Consider the following 17,232-nt stretch of genomic DNA (forward strand, 5'->3'; position numbering starts at 1 on the left):
ATTAAACCCTTTCGTAATGGATATGGTTGTCTTTCAAAAATGCTTTCAGGGCACTCAATTGGTCAGCGGTTGCAACGACGCGAAATTCAAGCGTGTATTTTTCAGCGTTCTGTACGGGTTCCCGATAGCCGGGTTCGCCTTTTGATGGCGAATGGCATTGCATCAGTCCTTCCGGCCTTTGTTCTGGCACCGTTTTTTTCTCGACCTTCGCCTTCAGCTCTTCCAAACGCGTTTTTTCATTGAGCGCATCCGACAGATTCAGCGTCTTGAGATAGACATCCATGCATTGCAATGCCATTTCACCGCCGAATCCCTTGATTGTTTCCAGCTCTTTCCTGATCTGGTTGACCGTATTGGTAATCACGGCTTCGATCGCTTTCGGCGATACGGATGAATTTGTCCATTTGTCCTGATAAATCCGGTCAAACGGCACCATATCGACAATATCCTGGGCGATACCCAGATAGAAATTCGACAGTTGTACCTTGCGGTAAGCCCTTTTGGTCTCGTCGAACTTTTTGATCTGCGCGTCAATCTCCAGCACCGGTTTATCGACCATGGCAATCAGTTCTTTGGTCTTGCGTTCGAAATCTTCAAACGGTGCAAGGCATACCGCTTTCATGCGTTTACGTTCCGCGTCAATCGCGGCTTTCAATTTGTTCAGAGCAGCCCGGTCAGCCTTGGCGTTTTTGATTTCATCCTCACCGTAAACCAGTCCCTGATACTTCATCAGACTGTTTTCCAGTACACCTTTGAGTTCCGGATAATTGAATTCGATCAGCTTCGGAAAGCTGTCCAGATCGGTTTTAATGACAAGTTCCATTTTCAGATCCTTGGTAATTTCAGGGCAGGGCGAATGTCTTTCCGGACGAATTGCCAGAATTCAAGTTCGTTTTTCAGCAATTCATCGATTTGTTCACGGACTTCAGAGCGATCGAAACGGTAATGGCGGGTTTCTGTCCGGTTGCTCTTGAGTTGCGCTTTCAGGACGACAAACTCATAACCGGTCACCAGCAGGTAATGCAGAACCTGATAAAAATAGTTCATCGGAATTCCGCCTTCCCATTTATCCCACTGGGCATGGTTCATGATGGTTGCCGTCTTGATTTCCAGAATGCCCTTGCGGCCGGTTGTTTTTTCCGTCAGCTCGCCGTCGAGCGAACCGAGCAGAAACGGATGTTGGGGATGGACACGCAAATCGAAATCCTTGTGCACAACGTCATATTCCGGATAATCCAGAGCGAACAGACTGATCAGATGCCGTTCCGCCTGTTGTCCGTACTGCACAAGAGGATTTCCCGACAGATCGGGTTCGCCTCTTTTGCCGGTCTTGAGTTCCCAGTACTCGACATTGTTCAGATAGCCATATCCCATGATTGCACTGGCGCCGGTTCCTGTAATGCCGGATTTTCGCTTTTCAAGCCATTCCTGCTCGGTCATTTTCAGGATCCCTTCTTGATCAGAGCGCAGGCTTTTTCAAATTTTCTGCCGGCGCTTTCAGCAACAAGAGCGACTTCATCGCCACAATTATTTGCTTCGTCTATAGAGACTTGATGCATGCACATTGCGAAGTAATGAGCGGCAACTGACATGGCAATAATTTCTTCCTGTGTCAGAAACAGGAGATAAGATTGGCCGTTGACTTCATTTGGTTGCGCCGACCTTGGTTGCATCGACATGTCACCAATATTTGGCCATATGTTTTTCAGAACATTCGGTTCGGCATAAACAGAGTGATGTCTGTTTTTTACGGCATCGTACTGGGGATGAAGAACATAATTTTCTCCAAGTTTTTTGAGCGCTTCTTCCCGTTTTGCCTTGATATAAGCGGTCTGATCACGGAATTTCATTACCAGCTCCTTTTCAAAAAACCGAACAGGTACAAAAGGAAAGGAAGAAAAATGATCAATCCAGCCATCATTCCCCCGATGAGATCACAACATATATCGCCGATTTTTCGCTGGCCCATCGTGCTCAGAATTTCTGTATGTTGAAATGTTTTCATCGTTGTCCCTTTGAATTTATTAGATGAAATTAAGCATAATATTAGATATGCCTAACTAACAAGTCAACAAAAAATTAGATAAATTTAAAAAAATTGTTAGGCGAACTGGTTTTTGGGCAATAAAAAACCCGTCAATGACGGGTTAGTTGGAAGTTTATTTTATTGATGTTGTTATTTTGCGAAAACTTTAAAATCCATAGGAAGGGCGCGTATCACTTTACCAACGATCTGTGTGTCATCCGGTTTATCTTTCCAGTTCCAGGAACCGTAAAACTTGTTGTCAGAGGAAACGATCAAGTCTTTACCTAGTAGCGATAACCGTTTGCAAATCAGTTCCCCGCCATGCACCAGAATATAGACAGCTTCCCCTGAATATTGAGTTACAGACGTATCGACAAAAAGAATGTCACTGGGTTTTATGGTAGGAACCATGCTGTCGTTTCCTGCCGTGATGATCTTGATTTGACCTTGTGTATTCCGGGTACCAATGAGGTTATAGGCTTCGGTGATAGGCATGACGATTGATCTGATGATTTCTGGGTAGTCCGGATTAATTCTTCCGGGGCCGCATACAGCAACAACATCCAATACATCAAAAACAGCTTCTTCATCCGGATTGCGTATTGCAACTGCCTGTTCTGCAAAGGTTGGCAACTCTTCCTCGAGTCCACTTTTACCTTTACCGAACATCAACCACCATGGCGAGATACGCAAGAAAGCACAAACGAGCATAGCGTTATCTGCCTCAATCATTTTTGTTTGGCCGTTAAGCCATCCGGATATCGACGCAGCACTCTTTCCTGTTGCCTTAACCAGGTCAACAGGCTTTTTGCTTCGGGCAATTAGCGCCTTGCTCAGTCTCTCATTCCAGAATTCCATGAGGTAATCCTAACAATAATATTTTTAGATATGCTTTACTTTTGTATTTGATATGCCTAAAATAAAATTAATGTATATCTAAGTTTTAAAAATATGGACTACGACCCGAACATCATCATCGATCGCTTGGGAGGCACAACAAAGGTGGCAAAAATTTGTGATCTCAAGCCTCCCTCTGTCTCCGAATGGCGAAATAGTGGAATTCCAAAAGGTTGGCTCAAGTACTTTCAAGAAATACGACCGGATGTGTTCGTGTTTCATGATGGTGCTCCAAAAAAACAGAAGTAAACAGAGCGTAACTTTAAAAAAATTTTGTTTTGTGCAGGAACACAAACGGATTCAAAAAAAATGGCGCGAGTTGAAATTGTCAAAAGAAAGTCGTCTTCAGCGATTCAGGTTCCTATCGAACTGATACGTGCAAAAAAGAGTGCAGGCGCTGCATTTACCTTTGCTTGTGATTCATCCGGACTGGAAGACAAGGAAATCTATTCAGAGCTGGGCATTGATGCCGGTTATTTCTCGAACATCAAAAAATCAAAGGCTACATTGCAAGGCGATCTGATCAAGCCGTTTTGCAAAATTGTCGGTAATACCATTTACCCGGAATGGATAGCTTATCAGGTTGGTTGCACGCTCGTCATGACCAAATCCGAAGCGGAACAAAGACTGGAAGAAGCGGAAAAACGGGCGCGTGATGCGGAAAGAAAGTTACGCGCTTTGTCGGATATTATTTCCAAGGCAGGAATCGAATGACTGGATTAAAAATTGACGAAGAACTGAGAAGCTATATTCCAAAACTCAGCGATGAAGAATATACGCTTCTTGAAGAAAGTATCTTGTCCGATGGATGCCGGGATCCGATAGTGACATGGTCCGGATTGATCCTTGACGGTCACAACCGGTATGAAATCTGCTGTAAGCACAACAAGCCGTATGCGACCATTGAAAAAAACGGCCTCAAAACAAAAGACGACGTCAAGATATGGATGATCCGCAACCAGATGGGGCGCCGTAATCTGACGGATTTCCAGCGTACCGAACTGGCCTTGAGACTGAAGCCATTACTGGAAAAGAAAGCCAAGGAAAACCAGAATTCAGGCCTTGAAACTTCAGGAAAACGTCATGAAGGAAAGGTTTTGCAGAATTCTGCAAAACCTATCGAAAGAATTAACACAACCGAAGAGATTGCCAAATCTGCCGGTGTCAGCCGCGATACTGTTCAGAAAGTACAGAAAGTATTGAGCAAGGCTGAACCGGAAATTATTGAAAAAGCTCGCTCTGGCGAAATCTCGATCAATGCAGCTGCCAAAACAGTCACACCACCCAAACCGGTATCGCCACAGGACAGCGATATGGGAAATCCCATATCAGAACCCGCGGATGAAGTAACTGCGGAACAACCTGAAAAAATCATCGATCCGGAACCAGCAGGAGAAATAACTGGTTCAGTTAATCTGGACGATGCGTTTTCTGACGGGCCGACGCTGGAAGAACTCATAGACGAAACCCAGCGGGAAAACGAGCAGCTGCACAGAAAAATCGAATCACTGACCAAAGACGACAAAGACGCTGAAATTGTCCGTCTGCAAGACCTGAATTTTGCGTTGAGCCGCCAGATTGACACGTTGACGGCAGAAGTCGGTGCAGCGAAAAACCAGGCACGCTATGTTACCAGCAAATTGCGTGAAATCGGCAAGATTGTCGAAACGGAAGACTGGAGTGAAATCGTTTCCGCGGTCAGGAGACTGAAATCGTGAAAGTGGACATTCAGCTCAGGCCATACCAGGAACGCGCAATCGAGCAGTTGCGTGATGGTATTCGCCGTGGGCTGAAAAATCAGCTGCTGTGCGCACCTACTGGATCGGGTAAAACGGTTCTGGCGTCTTATCTGGTCGATGAATGTTCAGGAAAAGGCAAACGTGCCGCATTCGTCTGTGACCGTGTCAGTTTGATCAATCAGACATCCGCCATGTTCGAACGATACGGCATCGCACATGGTGTGATCCAGTCGAACCACTGGAGGTGGCGTCCATATGAGCGAGTACAGGTCTGTTCTTCACAAACTCTTGCAAGGCGTCAATGGCCGAAATCCGACCTTATCATCATTGACGAGTGCCACACCGTCACGGAAACAGTCAAAAAACGCATCAGTGAACGCGATACCGTTGTCATCGGCCTGACGGCGACTCCATTTACAAAAGGCCTCGGGAAACTCTACGACAATCTGGTCAACGTCACATCAACCCAGTCCCTGATCGACGATGGTTTTTTGTCGAACTACCGCATATTTGCTTGCAAGGAGCCGGACATGAACGATGTCAAGGTCGTGGCAGGCGAATGGGAAGAGAAAGAGACTTCCAGACGTGCCCTGCAAGTCGTCGGGGATTGCGTCAAGGAATATGTCGAACATTGCAATGGTAAGAAATTTATCTGTTCAGCGGTGGACACAGTACACGTGGAAGAGCTGCAGCGTCAATTCATGGCGGCGGGAATTCTGTGCGCAAACTATACCTACAAAACGTCCGAAGCCGAACGCGAGGAAATCGTCAACGAATTCAAGAAGCCAGGTAGCGTCTATCGCGGTCTGATTACCGTGACCGCTGCCAGCAAGGGATTTGACCAGCCGGATGTCGAGTGCATCATCATGGCCCGACCGTTGCGTAATTCGCTGGCGGAACATATCCAGCTTTTCGGGCGAGGTTTGCGGATTCATCCGGACAAGAAAGAGTGCATCGTGCTGGATCACTCCGGCAATTGTTTGCGCTTCATGGATGAGATGCAGGACTTTTTCCAGCATGGCGCGGCCGAACTGGACGATGGCAAACCGAAAAATCGGAAAAAGAAAAAACTGGAAGACATCGAGGACAAATACACGAAATGCCCGGTATGCAAGGCCTTGCACGCCTCAGCACCATATTGTCCGAATTGCGGGCATGAGTACCCGCCAAAGAAATCCAAAGTCATACACAAAGCTGGAACCCTCAAGGAACTGATTACATCAGGAGCCAGACAGGAACTGACCATTGAACTATGGCCGCAGATCGTGCGGTATGCGCAGTTGCATAAACAGCCTGAAAAGGCCGAGAAATATGCCTTGGCCGTGTTTCGCCGTATAACCGGTGTCTGGCCGACTAAACGATATGGCAACACAACGCCGTCTGACATCGTTACAGCGCCTGTCCTAGGCAAAATCCGGGCCATGAACATCGCTTATGCCAAATCAAGGAGAAAAGCGGCATGAGCATGGACTTCATTGAATTCTGCCGGGATTGTGGAATCGTCATCGATACATTGCCGCCCTATGGCGTCTGGAGTCGTTATCCGACAGTAGACCATCCCAGAAAACGCAATGGTGCCGTGAAATGGATGGAATCGCATGGGCTTGTCCAGAACCACGCCGTCATGAGCGAACCGCGACGATGGGTCCGGAATGAGCGGACAGAAAGACCACTGTCACAGGATGAGGTCAGACGGGCCAGAGAACGTGCGCAAATTCAGAAAAGGAAAGAACAGAACGAGCGTGCTGCTGCAATAGGACAGATGCGGGAGTGTTGGAAACGCTTGCCGGCATTGAGGGATAACCATCCTTATCTCAACAGAAAAGGATTGTCCATGCAGGGGTGTGGGCAATTACGGATTGACCGTGACTTGCTGGTGATTCCCCTTTACAGGAAGGGTGAACTGGTCAGTCTGCAGACAATTGATCCAGAAGGCAACAAAAAATTCCGGCACAACTGTCCAGTCAAAGGTGCGACATACTGCATACAGCGGCGCAACAGCGTCGTGACGTGCTTTTGCGAAGGTTTTGCCACAGGTTTGGCGATATACCAGAGCATTCCTGGTGCATCAGTCGAGGTCTGTTTCAATGCAGCCAATCTTGTTGAGGTTGCAAAACAAAGAAAAGTTTCCGGCATGACCGTGGTCTGTGCCGACAACGACTGGCAAACGGCAAAGAAAGCGCCGTTTGTGAACCCCGGCATCGAGAGAGGAACAGAAGCGGCAAAGCTAATGAAATGCGGTCTTGCTTACCCGGAAGGCATCGAAGGTTCTGACTGGGACGACGCAAGGCGGGAATGGGGAGAAAAAGGAAGCATGAAAGTGAAAATGGAAATCATGAGGAAGGCGAGGATGGTAATCAGGTAAGGAGGAACGCTCACGGTATATAGGGAGGGACAACCGCCGACGCCCGTGAGTGTAGGAGTGTAGGCAAGAACGAGCGCCAGGCCGAACGTGGGGTGGAAGAAGTAGAACGGGGCGCGGCAAGAGTGAAAACTCTTGAAAGTCTGCTTGACGCATGAATGGGCCGTAGGGAACTCAGGGAAATGCGCCACCGGGGGAGGATCGTTGATCGTCTCTTGGGGGTGTTACGCCTTTTGAACCGAGAGAATCTTGGGAAATACCTTTAAAGAGATAAGTAAACAGCGAGATAGAGGGGACAGAAAAGATGGAAAACAGGGCGGGAAAAGGATTCCGGCAAAGCGAACTGAACGACTACATGAGACGTCGTGGTTTGTTCGACGAATGGAAAAAAACAAAGATGTCGCATAACGACGCGATCATGCTTTTGCGGGTGGGGGCATTATTGCCGACCGAAAAAGCATGCCGCAAAGATAAGAGGGCATTGTTGCGGGATCTCATACATGGCGTGAGCCACGGGGTTTAGAAGATGATTGCACAGGAAAACCACACGGGCTATACTGACCCTGCACCGGAAAAAGACGGTGCCGGGTTTGGCGACCTGTTATTGTGCGGCGGACAACCGCCATCAGTGCGGTTTTTTAATGTCCGTATGTCTCCGTCTATGGGCGGAGCTTGTGGGGCATCTTCGGATGCGCCGATAGTACCGCACAATCGGTTCGCCAACCCGCAAGCTCTTGCCCGCCCTGTTTGGCGACAGGAAAGGCAAGGTTATAAACCTTATGTGCGGAGACATATTATGTCTAATCAATCCATTGCTACGTCCGTAGCAACCGAATCCTTTAATTTCGATAACTTTCCTGTCCGTGCAATCAACCGAAACGGCGATATCTGGTTTATCGCTGCTGATGTTTGCGCTGCAATTGATATCGGAACAGAACAGATAAGGCGTCTTGACGACGATGAAAAGGGTCTGCATTTAACGCAGACCCCTGGCGGTAAGCAGGAGATGTCTATCATCAACGAATCCGGTCTGTATGCCCTAATCCTGCGTTCTCGCAAGCCCGAAGCCAAACGCTTCCGTAAATGGGTCACATCCGAAGTCTTGCCCGCCATCCGCAAGACCGGGAAATATGCCGTCAACAGCCTTCCCCCGTGGGATGATGAAAAAGTTCTGCAAAATCCCTCACGGCTCACAACAGAGAAACTGATGCACATGCTATCCGGACGCCGGATATTGCTGAATTTTTCACATTATGGAGACGTGAAAATAGATCTGATACCGCATAAAGGCTTTTTCACCACGCACGATGAAATACCGAGCATGATCCGGAAATTCCCGGATTTCATGTTTCCGGAAGAAGATGTGCTTCAGATTGCAAAAGCTTGTGTTGAACGCCTGGAAGTCGAAAGAAACAGCAGGAAGAAATCCCGGGATGAAACTCTGAACAGATCAAGAGGCGCGAAATGATTGACCGCATTTTCAATTGTATTGGCTGGCTTCTGGTCTTGATAGGCATAGGGGTTTACTGGATTTTGTAGGACAAGGCCCGCTCAATGCGGGCTGACTGAATGCGATTAAAGGATGAATAACCTGAAAAACGATTTGCGGTGCCTTGACAGTTTTTTTGGATGGGATCCGGAAGAAAAACATGAAATATGGAATGCGTCGCAAAACAGCGAGGAATTATGCCAGTGGTGGTCCCGGCTTGCAGCAGCGTACAGGGCCGGTTACCGCCAAACAGCTGAAAACGCTTATATCCGGCTCGTACAGTGGGAAAGGCAGCGTAAAGAACAGGGAACAAAAAATGGAAACAAAAAATAATAAACCGAAAGGAAAACAGGGTATTGCATTTGATCTCGTCAAGAAGTTTCCTGGCATTTCGTCCGTTGAGATGAAATCGATAGCGGGTTTTCCATGCGCTGCGATTTTATCGCATCTTTATACGCAAGGTTTTCTGATAAGGGTGGGGAAAAAAGCGAATTACCACTATTTCGTGAATCCGCAACCAGGGAAAAACGAAGTTTTGCATTGCTCGCGAGTAGAGGCTAAAGGCGCAGGATGGAACAGTTTTATTGAAAACTGCAAGCTGTATGACAGGCTGCACAGTAATTTCGTGAGGATGTCGGTATGAAATCAAGAATTCTTGCACTTGGACGTCTCAAAACAGGACAGATGAACAGGACAGAATCTGAATATGCACAACATCTTGAATGGCGGAAACGTGCAGGAGAAATAGTCTGGTATCGGTTTGAAGGCATGAAATTCAGGCTTGCAGACAACACGTTCTATACACCAGATTTCTCGGTCATGCGCTCTGATGGCGCATTGGAAATGCATGAAGTCAAAGGGTATTGGCTCGGTGATGCCCGAGCCAAGATCAAGATTGCGGCAGATCAGTATCCGATTGTGTTTGTGGCCGTCAGAAAAAAGGCGAAAAAGGATGGCGGCGGATGGTCTGTCGAAACATTCTGATGGGGAAACGACCATGACCACGATTCATATCATCCGTCAGAACATGGAAATGCCGGACAGCAAGGCACTTGAAGGTGCGAGGAAACTGTTATTTGGAGTGATTGACGGACATACCGACCAAGATCGCAGAGCATGGCGACGTTGGTGGAAAATGATCTTCAGGTCGCAAATCGGCGAGTTGTTCGTCATGGAGTACAAGTTTACCCGGTCCAGTAAATTCCATCGCTGGTCCATGAAGATTGAAGGCGCTTTTTTTGATGCACAGGAACGTTTCAGTGACAGGGAACAGTTCCGGAATTGGGTCAAGATCGGAGCAGGTTGGGTGGATTGGGTGCCGGGTCCGGACGGAGGTATTGTGCCATTGCCGAGATCAATATCTTATGCTGCAGCGGACGACCAGGAATTTCGGGAATACCACGAAAAAATGGTGAGCTTTTTCCGGTCCGGACGTGCGTCGGCATACCTGTGGCCGCATCTGACAGAACAGCAGGCAACAGATATGGTTGAAACGATCTTACAGGAATTCGAAGATGACGACAGTCAGAATTTTCGCTAATGGCAAATGCATCAAGGTTGACCCGTTACTGCATCCAGATCGTCTGTGTTATGGCCAGAACTGTTATTTGCGTATCAAGGGATGCAGAAATGATCAGCGAACGGTGGTGCCTTGTCACGCCAATCTGTTGGAACTGGGCAAGGGTAAAGGCATCAAGGTACCCGATATTTATACCGTTCCGGGATGTTTTTATTGCCACCATGAGCTGGATCAGGGTTCCAGGTTGAGTAAAATCCAGCGGCGACGGACATGGCTTGCCGGATATGCACGCTGGGGGAAATTCCGGGAAAGGCGCTACGGAGTCAAATACTGCTCGCTGGATTTGGTTTGACATTTTTACGGAGGTGCAGGCATGGAAATTGGCTATACAACAATGGATGGGATCCCGGGACAATACTTTTTCTGTGCCGCATATCAGGCAACTATAGCGGTTTCGCGTTGTGCCTGTATGTATAAAGCCTCGAAAAAAATCAGGGTCGGCGAATATCACACACTGCAGAAATGTATCGGTTGCAAGATTGGCGCCTTGCATGCCGGAGAACAGCCGATTGTCATGCGAAGCGGAAATCTGCCAAGACACATGTGCGTCAGATGTCATTGTTATGCCGATCGGCTCCTCTCAAACGGGGTATGCGTCTCATGCAGCAACCGGGCCGCAGAAGTGAAAAAAGGGAGAAACGCGAAAGGATGCACACCTTCTCCGTCAGACTGGTTCTGGCGGCGTCCGGAACAGATAAAAGGCAAGGGGAAAACCGTATGGTTATACCCGGTCAGGCTGACGACGAAACAGGGCAGTGACGTCCGTTATCAGGTTATCGATGATGCCTCGAATACGCTTGAGGCCATGTTGAGGATTTTGCGCCTTGAGCGCGAAGAAATCGTTTTCGGGCGTCGTCCTGCGATCAAGGTAGATACAGTACAGATGTCATTGTTCGGAGGGCTGCATTAATGCGCAGATTTGTATTGCTGGATCATGTATGTCGTGTTTGTTACGGACGGCTGGTCGCTGAAATCAGTGTCGAGGGGAAAAGGACTGGAAAGGTCAGGTGTTCCGATTGCGGCCTAGAAGAATCGGGAGGCTATCGGGCATTATGCTGTTGCGGGCTGAAATTGAGAAACGGCAAAGACGCCGGTTTCCGATGTGTCCTGAATCTGGATATCACACCGGAAATGCCGGCGGAGATAATCGTCAAACATGTGGATGAATGAATTCGTTCGTGACGGAATAATGGGTTGATTACGATAAACGGATTCGTGAAATGCCTATTTATCTCCTGCTTAAAGCTACAACCACCAAGACAATTACGGTTCCGGCATATACCCGCTCAGACGGGACGATAGTTCCGGCACATCAGAAAACCGTTCATGTGGATCCGGATAAAGATTCACACGAAGTTGTGTCCGGTAAAGGGACGTATTCACAGAAACTGGCGCATAAAAAGCTCTCGAAAATGCCAGGATGGGAGAATTTGCCTCATGAACACAAACTGGCGCATATTCTCTCGTCGGCGACAAACCTTCAGAAACAGGCATCGTTGAAGTCCAGTATCGCCGGATTCAAAAAATTTATTGTTGCAGGAAAGGTCCCGTACAACAGTCAGACAAGTGCCTTCGTGTCACAGCCGAAAGACAAGATGCTTGGCATGATGACAGAGCTGAGCGACAAAGTCGGCGAGGAAAAATTCAATGGATTGTTTGCGAGCGCCTTGCGGAAACTGAAGAAAGAGGAACTGCATAAAGAAGGGCAGAATAACGAGAATCCAAAAGTCGAACCTGAAAAGCCGAAAAAATCGGAAGAGGATATTCAGGCTTCACAAAAAATTTCGGAGGTGTTGAAAGGGCAGTACGGTTACTATGTCAAAAAAGCTGCCGAATCGCTGTCAAACGATGCAAAGTGGCAAATGTCCACGCCGGTTAATCAGTTGAAAGTGATCATCGAGAAAGGCAAGGAGTTGCAAAAGGACGCGGCCAATGTCCATGGTTTCCATCAGTCTATCCTCAGCGCTCAATTGCCGACAGCCGAACAGTATGCAGCATTTGACAAGCTGGCGCCGGAAAAGAAAGAAGCGGCCATAGCGGAGTTGACGCGTGGTGTCGGTAATGAGGCGGAGAAACTGCTTGGGGAGGCAAAACAAAAATATTCGGGCAGTCCGGAAGAAAAAACAGAGCTATCGGAAGTGATGGAATCATCCGGACAGGCGAAACCGGGTAACGAAGTGCCTGTTCCGGCTGCTGTCAGAGTTGCCAATCAACCGGATTCTCCTGTCGAGAACGCTGACGATAACGAAAAACAGTCCCCAGTCAAAACCGAACTTGAATTCAAGGATGACAAGTCCAATAAATTCTGGTCGATCGAAGTGGACGGGGAAAAAATCATTACATCGTGGGGCAAGATCGGCACCAAGGGAGTACAAAAAGAACAGTCAGCGCATTCTGCCAAGGATGCAATGGACACGGCGAAAAAGCTGCTTAACCAGAAACTGAAGAAAGGGTACAAAGTCACTGGAAAAGACGAGTTGTCCAATGGCATGAAAGAAGAGGCCAATTCAGTCAATGTCATGGATGGGAAGAATGATGAAGTGACTTCCGGAAAAGCTGCAGCAGAACCGGAAAACACCGGTCCACAGGACGGCGATACCAAACAGGGGGCGGAAGGCACTCTTGTATTCCAGAATGGCAGGTGGCACAAGACAGAAAATCATTATGCGCCGAAAGTGGTATCGATCCACGAGGTAATACGGCAGGATGAAAAAGACATAAGCGGCTGGAAACAGGTCGGTGCGCAGGAAGGATCGAATGAAGGCGGTTATTTCGAGGACGAGGCCGGACAGAAGTGGTATTGCAAGTTTCCGTCCGATGAAAATATGGCCAAGTCTGAAGTACTGGCCGGAAAACTTTACGAGGCGTGTGGTATCGAAGTGCCGGCTCTGTCGCTCATCAAGCGAAACGGAAAGGTCGGGGTTGCTTCGAAATTTGTTTCGGGCTTGCAGAAAGACAAGGACAAGTTGTCGAAATTATCGGGTGTTGCAGAAGGTTTTGCTGTCGATGCATGGCTCGGTAACTGGGATGTAGTCGGTCTCGGATACGATAACCTGCAATGCAATGGCAAAAAGGCAATACGAGTCGATGTCGGGGGTGCCCTTGAATACCGGGCACAGGGCAAAAAGAAGGGAAATGCTTTCGGTTTGACCGTTTCCGAAGTCGATACCTTGCGCGATGCATCGGTGAATCCGCAAGCCGCACATGTGTTTGCCGGACTGACGCAGGACCAGATAAAGGAATCGGTCAAAAACGTCCTGAAGCTGTCTGACAATTCCATTCGCAGCTTGTGTTTTGCCTATGGGCCCGGATCGAAAAAAGAGATAGGAAAACTGGCTGACAAACTCATCCAGAGAAAAAAGTATCTGGCAGTGAAATATCCGGAAGTAGCAAACGAATTCCGCCCCAAAACGGAAATCGTCATTCCGGGAGCGCCGAACTTTCTGGAGTGGCACGGAAAAGGGAAGGGACTATCCAGCAAAGCGCACCTGAATCAACAAAACCAGGAGCTGGCCAACCAGATTCATTCTCTGGGAAAAGAAGGGAATCTGCAAGCGCTGCAGGATTTCAAATTCCAGCCGATCAGTTACGATAACGGTAATGCAACAGGCGATCTGTCTCATATTCAGAATCACAAGTCACAGCATGTGGTCAAATATTGGCAAGACGTGGTACATGCCATCGAGAATCCGATAAAGGTAGCGCCAAAAGGTATTGTTGAGGTTGCGGTATCCACTGTTGGCGGCATCTTCGGTTCGCTGGCCAACCTTTTCAGGGATACCCGCAAACTGGTCGGCCACAGCCACAAGTTGGGCCGGTATGCCGTTCTCGGAAAAGTGGTCGGAGGCGATTTGTTTCAGGGCTGGCAACCCAAGAAGAGGTCGAAAAGCGAAGTGTCCATGAATACACACGAGATGTACATACAATCCAAGCAATCCTTTGCGGCCATGTCACAGACGCACCAGCAGGCACTGATGGATTATACAGGGAGCGCTTACACAAAAATGAATAACCCGGCTACAGGCGTGGGTACACATGGCAAAACCGACTATGTGATCGATTGCGTTGACAAGGCAGCCGTGCATATTCCAGCCGGAACGGTTTTATCGAGGCGATTTTCATTCCACGAAAATCCCAGCTTTAATATACAAAAATTATTGGAATCGGAAGGATCGGTTATAAAGGACTTCGGAATTATTTCAGCCAGTACCAAACCGAACACATGGAGCGGCGATATCCAGTTGAGAATTGTATGTGGGGAAGGGGTCAGGGGACTTTATGTCGGTCAGGATCCCAAAGGGAATGGGAGTGCCATTTCGCATTTTGCCAGTGAATCGGAATGTATTTTGCCGTATGGCAGTAAATTCTACGTCCGGAAAATCCATAAAAATGAGGTGATAAACGATGAATACGGGACGTGGGGAAAACATTGCAAATATTTGGTGGAAGTCGTTGCGTTACCGAATTGAAAGGGATTAAAGCATGTTTGAAGAATCATTGCGGGACATGGGAAGCAACCGGAATCTGGGTTCCACCGAAGTGGTCGATCAGCTGGTCAGGAAGTTTGTCCATGACGTGCTGACGGCAGACTCGATTGATGATGTTTATGGTGCCGTAAACCGTGCTGCAGAAATTTTTTCCGGGACGGACACGTCATATCGGACGATTGACGGCTGGTCGGGAAAAGCCGGACTGAATGACGAGTTGGCAACCCGTTTGCAGATCGACTCCGGTCAGTCGGATATGGATATGCTGAGATCGGCTTTCGGTCTGTTCGCCCAGTATCTTTTCGGGATAATCCGGAAGAACAGGGGGGAAGAAGAGATCGACAAACTGATCGTTTATATCGATTCACTGATGCTGGGAACGGTCAGTACGCTTTACCCGCACGCAAGATTCTGGTTCGAAGGGCCAATTGAGACTGGAGAAGCGCTGGCAAAGGCGCATAACCCCGGATATGTCAGAAAAGACGGGACAGTCGTAAAACCGTTCGACGATAGCAGAGCATCCCGAAGGGACAATGATTATCCCGATGCGGAAGATCATCCATCGCCTGATGAAAACGGGAAACCGGTCAATATTCTCCATCCCTCAAAACCGACCGGCCCGGAAACCTGGAACGATCCGCGATCGATTGCCGTTTTTGTTCCGTCGGGAAAGGCGCCATCTGAACTGAACGGGATCCCATTTGCAGAATGGGCAGACCATCCGGAAGGCGAGGATTGGGAGAACGTTCCTGGCATTATGGAAGATCTGGATGAGCCACCTTTGCGAATCCCGCAAAACAAGGAAGCGGCGACAGGAGTTGTCATTGAGGAACCGGATGGCAGAATTTGGCTGGTGTCTCCGACAAACGGTTTTGGCGGCTATAAAACCACTTACCCGAAAGGGCGGCTTGAAGACGAATTATCGTATCAGGCAAACGCAATCAAAGAAGTATTCGAAGAAACCGGCCTGAAAGTTGAAATAACCGGTTACATTGGCGATTTCGAACGGACGACGACGGTTACCCGGATGTATCGGGGACGGAGAATAGGAGGTTCACCGGTTGATGTTGGCTGGGAGACGCAGGCGGTTCAACTGGTACCGAAGAGCCATCTCGAACAGGCTGCGGCAAACAAGACGGACCAGCCTATTCATGAACTGGTCAAGAAAATGTGAGGTAAAAACATGTGGATTATGATGTCAGATTGCTTTTTCAGTATTGTTCATAAGGATTGTGCTGAGGACGAATTGCTTGTACGTGCACGACGACCGGGGGATATTGAAAGGGTATTCCCGGAAGTGTTTGTGATGGAAACACCAGATAATGATTACCGGTACCGTGCGATCGTCAAACGTATAGAAGTCTGCGATGCGATGAGTGATGCTATTTACAATATTTCATATCCGAATTTCAAAGACAGCGTGTATGAAAGGGATTTGCACAATGCATACATGCATGTCTGGAACGATATGGAACAAATTCAACCGGATGGCGCATACGGGCGGAAACGATCGTTACAGTGATGATGGAGAAGGATAAGGGAGCTTTCGTAAGCTCCTTTTTTGTGTTCCGGAGGTATGGTCGCAGCTTGCACGTCGTGATGGGAAAATAGTTGCAGATTGCTGCAAGGAGATCGTACATGGCAAAAATGGTAGCGCCGCAAATAAAAGTGGAAAGCTGGTTTTATCTCGTCCCAAAGCCGATTGACGGTTTTCCTGAAACCGCTTATCCACGGTTTTACAAAGTAGTGGAAAGGGATGAGGACAGTGTCGGTATGCGTGAGTTTTCTGCTATGGCTGAGCGGCTCGAGACGACGGAAACAAACGAATATGCCTTTTCACCCATCGAGACGAGATACCATACCTTTGACAAAGACATATCAACGTATGCGCTGGAGCCGTCTGGCGTGATCAAAGTCGAATCCGGTACCATGCAACCGTACAACCGGAACAAGAAGATCATCGTTGATGTGCCGATTCAAAGATGGAAACCCAAAAACCCTTACCTCAAAGATGGTGTTCCGCCGAAAAGAAACACAATTTTTTGCCCTGTCGTGATGAAAGAATAGTTGCAAAGTTGCAATGCAAAGAGTTGCATTAGTTGCAAAGTTGAACATCACGGAGGAATCCAATGGCAAAGTTGACCCTTGAGCAATGGCAAGAGATCAGGGCGAAACGGGAAGCGGGCGCGAAGTTCCAGGAGCTTGCCAGGGAGTATAACGTCACTCATCAGGCTATCCAGAAACGGGCAAAAGCCGAGAACTGGGGTGACGGGTCCGACGTGGAAGACGTTATACGGCGAAAAGTTGCAGAAAAAGTTGCACGAATCCGGAGGACTGAAAATCCGGAGAAAAAAGCGGAAGCCATTGACGCAGAAGCCGAACGGAAAGCCGCGGTAATCAGCCGTCACAGGGAAGAATGGGGGAAGGTGACGGATGTCATAGAAGCGACCGTACAAAGTCTTGAGAAAAAGGATAACAGGACAGCATCCGGTCTGGTCAAACTCGCGAAAACAATGGCCGAAGCCACCAAAATCCAGCAGGAAGGTGAGCGCAAGGCGTGGGGGCTGGATATCGTTATCGATCCGGCTTCGTTGCGAAAAATGACCGACGCCCAGCTTGAAGCATTGGCTTCCGGCAAAACGATTCTTTAAAA

The 17,232-nt window shown here is 48.3% G+C and carries 21 protein-coding genes; 17 read left to right on the plus strand and 4 right to left on the minus strand.

Going from position 1 to position 17,232, the window contains the following annotated elements; translation table 11 throughout:
- Position 1: 1 nt before the first annotated feature.
- The 4 genes from OFAG_RS07845 to OFAG_RS07860 form a co-directional block, all read right to left on the minus strand.
- Positions 2-823: a DUF1351 domain-containing protein gene (locus OFAG_RS07845; RefSeq protein WP_005876855.1), complete on the minus strand. Its 822-nt coding sequence runs from the start codon at positions 821-823 to the stop codon at positions 2-4.
- A 2-nt stretch (positions 824-825) separates the two neighbouring features.
- Positions 826-1,440 (minus strand): YqaJ viral recombinase family protein, encoded by a 615-nt coding sequence (locus tag OFAG_RS07850; protein WP_020995101.1) that lies wholly within the window; start codon positions 1,438-1,440, stop codon positions 826-828.
- A gap of 2 nt (positions 1,441-1,442) precedes the next feature.
- Positions 1,443-1,850 (minus strand): hypothetical protein, encoded by a 408-nt coding sequence (locus OFAG_RS07855; RefSeq protein WP_005876851.1) that lies wholly within the window; start codon positions 1,848-1,850, stop codon positions 1,443-1,445.
- Between the two features lie 326 nt (positions 1,851-2,176).
- A complete protein-coding gene (locus tag OFAG_RS07860; protein WP_005876850.1) occupies positions 2,177-2,884 on the minus strand; it encodes a S24 family peptidase in 708 nt (235 codons plus the stop codon).
- Between the two features lie 348 nt (positions 2,885-3,232).
- Between OFAG_RS07860 and OFAG_RS07865 the strand changes: the two genes are divergently transcribed.
- The 17 genes from OFAG_RS07865 (at position 3,233) to OFAG_RS07945 (ending at position 17,230) form a co-directional block, all read left to right on the plus strand.
- Positions 3,233-3,637, plus strand: a complete 405-nt coding sequence (locus tag OFAG_RS07865; RefSeq protein WP_020995104.1) for a hypothetical protein — start codon at positions 3,233-3,235, stop codon at positions 3,635-3,637.
- Complete coding sequence (locus tag OFAG_RS12945; RefSeq protein WP_005876846.1) at positions 3,634-4,641, plus strand: ParB N-terminal domain-containing protein; 1,008 nt, start codon at positions 3,634-3,636, stop codon at positions 4,639-4,641. The genes OFAG_RS07865 and OFAG_RS12945 overlap by 4 nt, the downstream gene beginning before the upstream one ends.
- The gene (locus OFAG_RS07875) at positions 4,638-6,125 is read left to right on the plus strand and encodes a DEAD/DEAH box helicase (RefSeq protein ID WP_005876844.1); all 1,488 of its coding nucleotides are present in this window, start codon (positions 4,638-4,640) and stop codon (positions 6,123-6,125) included. The genes OFAG_RS12945 and OFAG_RS07875 overlap by 4 nt, the downstream gene beginning before the upstream one ends.
- Positions 6,122-7,027 (plus strand): toprim domain-containing protein, encoded by a 906-nt coding sequence (locus tag OFAG_RS07880; protein ID WP_020995105.1) that lies wholly within the window; start codon positions 6,122-6,124, stop codon positions 7,025-7,027. The genes OFAG_RS07875 and OFAG_RS07880 overlap by 4 nt, the downstream gene beginning before the upstream one ends.
- Before the next feature lie 301 nt (positions 7,028-7,328).
- On the plus strand, positions 7,329-7,547 hold the full coding sequence (locus OFAG_RS07885; RefSeq protein ID WP_005876841.1) for a hypothetical protein: 219 nt from the start codon (positions 7,329-7,331) through the stop codon (positions 7,545-7,547).
- Between the two features lie 3 nt (positions 7,548-7,550).
- Positions 7,551-8,492 (plus strand): BRO-N domain-containing protein, encoded by a 942-nt coding sequence (locus OFAG_RS12950; protein ID WP_231371685.1) that lies wholly within the window; start codon positions 7,551-7,553, stop codon positions 8,490-8,492.
- A gap of 193 nt (positions 8,493-8,685) precedes the next feature.
- Positions 8,686-9,156 carry a hypothetical protein gene (locus OFAG_RS07895; protein ID WP_187138748.1) on the plus strand — a complete coding sequence of 157 codons (471 nt, stop codon included), beginning with the start codon at positions 8,686-8,688 and terminating at the stop codon, positions 9,154-9,156.
- Positions 9,153-9,497 (plus strand): DUF1064 domain-containing protein, encoded by a 345-nt coding sequence (locus tag OFAG_RS07900; protein ID WP_005876838.1) that lies wholly within the window; start codon positions 9,153-9,155, stop codon positions 9,495-9,497. The genes OFAG_RS07895 and OFAG_RS07900 overlap by 4 nt, the downstream gene beginning before the upstream one ends.
- A 13-nt stretch (positions 9,498-9,510) precedes the next feature.
- Entirely contained in the window at positions 9,511-10,053 is a 543-nt protein-coding gene (locus OFAG_RS07905) for a DUF1367 family protein (RefSeq protein ID WP_005876836.1), read from the plus strand.
- On the plus strand, positions 10,028-10,384 hold the full coding sequence (locus OFAG_RS07910) for a nuclease domain-containing protein (RefSeq protein ID WP_020995108.1): 357 nt from the start codon (positions 10,028-10,030) through the stop codon (positions 10,382-10,384). Before OFAG_RS07905 ends, OFAG_RS07910 begins: the two co-directional genes overlap by 26 nt.
- Positions 10,385-10,405: 21 nt before the next feature.
- Positions 10,406-11,002, plus strand: coding sequence for a hypothetical protein (locus OFAG_RS07915; RefSeq protein ID WP_020995109.1), 597 nt, complete (start codon positions 10,406-10,408; stop codon positions 11,000-11,002).
- The gene (locus tag OFAG_RS07920; RefSeq protein WP_020995110.1) at positions 11,002-11,262 is read left to right on the plus strand and encodes a hypothetical protein; all 261 of its coding nucleotides are present in this window, start codon (positions 11,002-11,004) and stop codon (positions 11,260-11,262) included. The genes OFAG_RS07915 and OFAG_RS07920 overlap by 1 nt, the downstream gene beginning before the upstream one ends.
- A gap of 50 nt (positions 11,263-11,312) precedes the next feature.
- A complete protein-coding gene (locus tag OFAG_RS12955; RefSeq protein ID WP_005876831.1) occupies positions 11,313-14,561 on the plus strand; it encodes a WGR domain-containing protein in 3,249 nt (1,082 codons plus the stop codon).
- A 13-nt stretch (positions 14,562-14,574) separates the two neighbouring features.
- Positions 14,575-15,753, plus strand: a complete 1,179-nt coding sequence (locus OFAG_RS12960) for an NUDIX hydrolase (protein ID WP_005876830.1) — start codon at positions 14,575-14,577, stop codon at positions 15,751-15,753.
- Between the two features lie 129 nt (positions 15,754-15,882).
- Positions 15,883-16,101: a hypothetical protein gene (locus OFAG_RS14170; RefSeq protein WP_196806227.1), complete on the plus strand. Its 219-nt coding sequence runs from the start codon at positions 15,883-15,885 to the stop codon at positions 16,099-16,101.
- A gap of 116 nt (positions 16,102-16,217) precedes the next feature.
- Complete coding sequence (locus OFAG_RS07940) at positions 16,218-16,646, plus strand: hypothetical protein (protein ID WP_005876827.1); 429 nt, start codon at positions 16,218-16,220, stop codon at positions 16,644-16,646.
- Positions 16,647-16,708: 62 nt separating this feature from the next.
- Positions 16,709-17,230 carry a helix-turn-helix domain-containing protein gene (locus OFAG_RS07945; RefSeq protein WP_005876825.1) on the plus strand — a complete coding sequence of 174 codons (522 nt, stop codon included), beginning with the start codon at positions 16,709-16,711 and terminating at the stop codon, positions 17,228-17,230.
- Positions 17,231-17,232 lie beyond the last annotated feature (2 nt).

This window comes from Oxalobacter paraformigenes, assembly GCF_000158475.2.
Taxonomy (GTDB): domain Bacteria; phylum Pseudomonadota; class Gammaproteobacteria; order Burkholderiales; family Burkholderiaceae_D; genus Oxalobacter; species Oxalobacter paraformigenes.

Excerpts from the sequence above, each read along its gene's own strand:
- OFAG_RS07850 (WP_020995101.1), bottom strand. The coding sequence starts at position 1,440 with ATGACCGAGCAGGAATGGCTTGAAAAGCGAAAATCCGGCATTACAGGA.
- OFAG_RS07845 (WP_005876855.1), bottom strand. The coding sequence starts at position 823 with ATGGAACTTGTCATTAAAACCGATCTGGACAGCTTTCCGAAGCTGATC.
- OFAG_RS12950 (WP_231371685.1), top strand. The coding sequence starts at position 7,551 with ATGATTGCACAGGAAAACCACACGGGCTATACTGACCCTGCACCGGAA.
- OFAG_RS07945 (WP_005876825.1), top strand. The coding sequence starts at position 16,709 with ATGGCAAAGTTGACCCTTGAGCAATGGCAAGAGATCAGGGCGAAACGG.
- OFAG_RS07885 (WP_005876841.1), top strand. The coding sequence starts at position 7,329 with ATGGAAAACAGGGCGGGAAAAGGATTCCGGCAAAGCGAACTGAACGAC.
- OFAG_RS12955 (WP_005876831.1), top strand. The coding sequence starts at position 11,313 with ATGCCTATTTATCTCCTGCTTAAAGCTACAACCACCAAGACAATTACG.
- OFAG_RS12960 (WP_005876830.1), top strand. The coding sequence starts at position 14,575 with ATGTTTGAAGAATCATTGCGGGACATGGGAAGCAACCGGAATCTGGGT.
- OFAG_RS07905 (WP_005876836.1), top strand. The coding sequence starts at position 9,511 with ATGACCACGATTCATATCATCCGTCAGAACATGGAAATGCCGGACAGC.
- OFAG_RS07895 (WP_187138748.1), top strand. The coding sequence starts at position 8,686 with ATGCGTCGCAAAACAGCGAGGAATTATGCCAGTGGTGGTCCCGGCTTG.
- OFAG_RS07865 (WP_020995104.1), top strand. The coding sequence starts at position 3,233 with ATGGCGCGAGTTGAAATTGTCAAAAGAAAGTCGTCTTCAGCGATTCAG.
- OFAG_RS07880 (WP_020995105.1), top strand. The coding sequence starts at position 6,122 with ATGAGCATGGACTTCATTGAATTCTGCCGGGATTGTGGAATCGTCATC.
- OFAG_RS12945 (WP_005876846.1), top strand. The coding sequence starts at position 3,634 with ATGACTGGATTAAAAATTGACGAAGAACTGAGAAGCTATATTCCAAAA.
- OFAG_RS07900 (WP_005876838.1), top strand. The coding sequence starts at position 9,153 with ATGAAATCAAGAATTCTTGCACTTGGACGTCTCAAAACAGGACAGATG.
- OFAG_RS07910 (WP_020995108.1), top strand. The coding sequence starts at position 10,028 with ATGACGACAGTCAGAATTTTCGCTAATGGCAAATGCATCAAGGTTGAC.
- OFAG_RS07860 (WP_005876850.1), bottom strand. The coding sequence starts at position 2,884 with ATGGAATTCTGGAATGAGAGACTGAGCAAGGCGCTAATTGCCCGAAGC.
- OFAG_RS07920 (WP_020995110.1), top strand. The coding sequence starts at position 11,002 with ATGCGCAGATTTGTATTGCTGGATCATGTATGTCGTGTTTGTTACGGA.
- OFAG_RS07855 (WP_005876851.1), bottom strand. The coding sequence starts at position 1,850 with ATGAAATTCCGTGATCAGACCGCTTATATCAAGGCAAAACGGGAAGAA.
- OFAG_RS07915 (WP_020995109.1), top strand. The coding sequence starts at position 10,406 with ATGGAAATTGGCTATACAACAATGGATGGGATCCCGGGACAATACTTT.
- OFAG_RS07940 (WP_005876827.1), top strand. The coding sequence starts at position 16,218 with ATGGCAAAAATGGTAGCGCCGCAAATAAAAGTGGAAAGCTGGTTTTAT.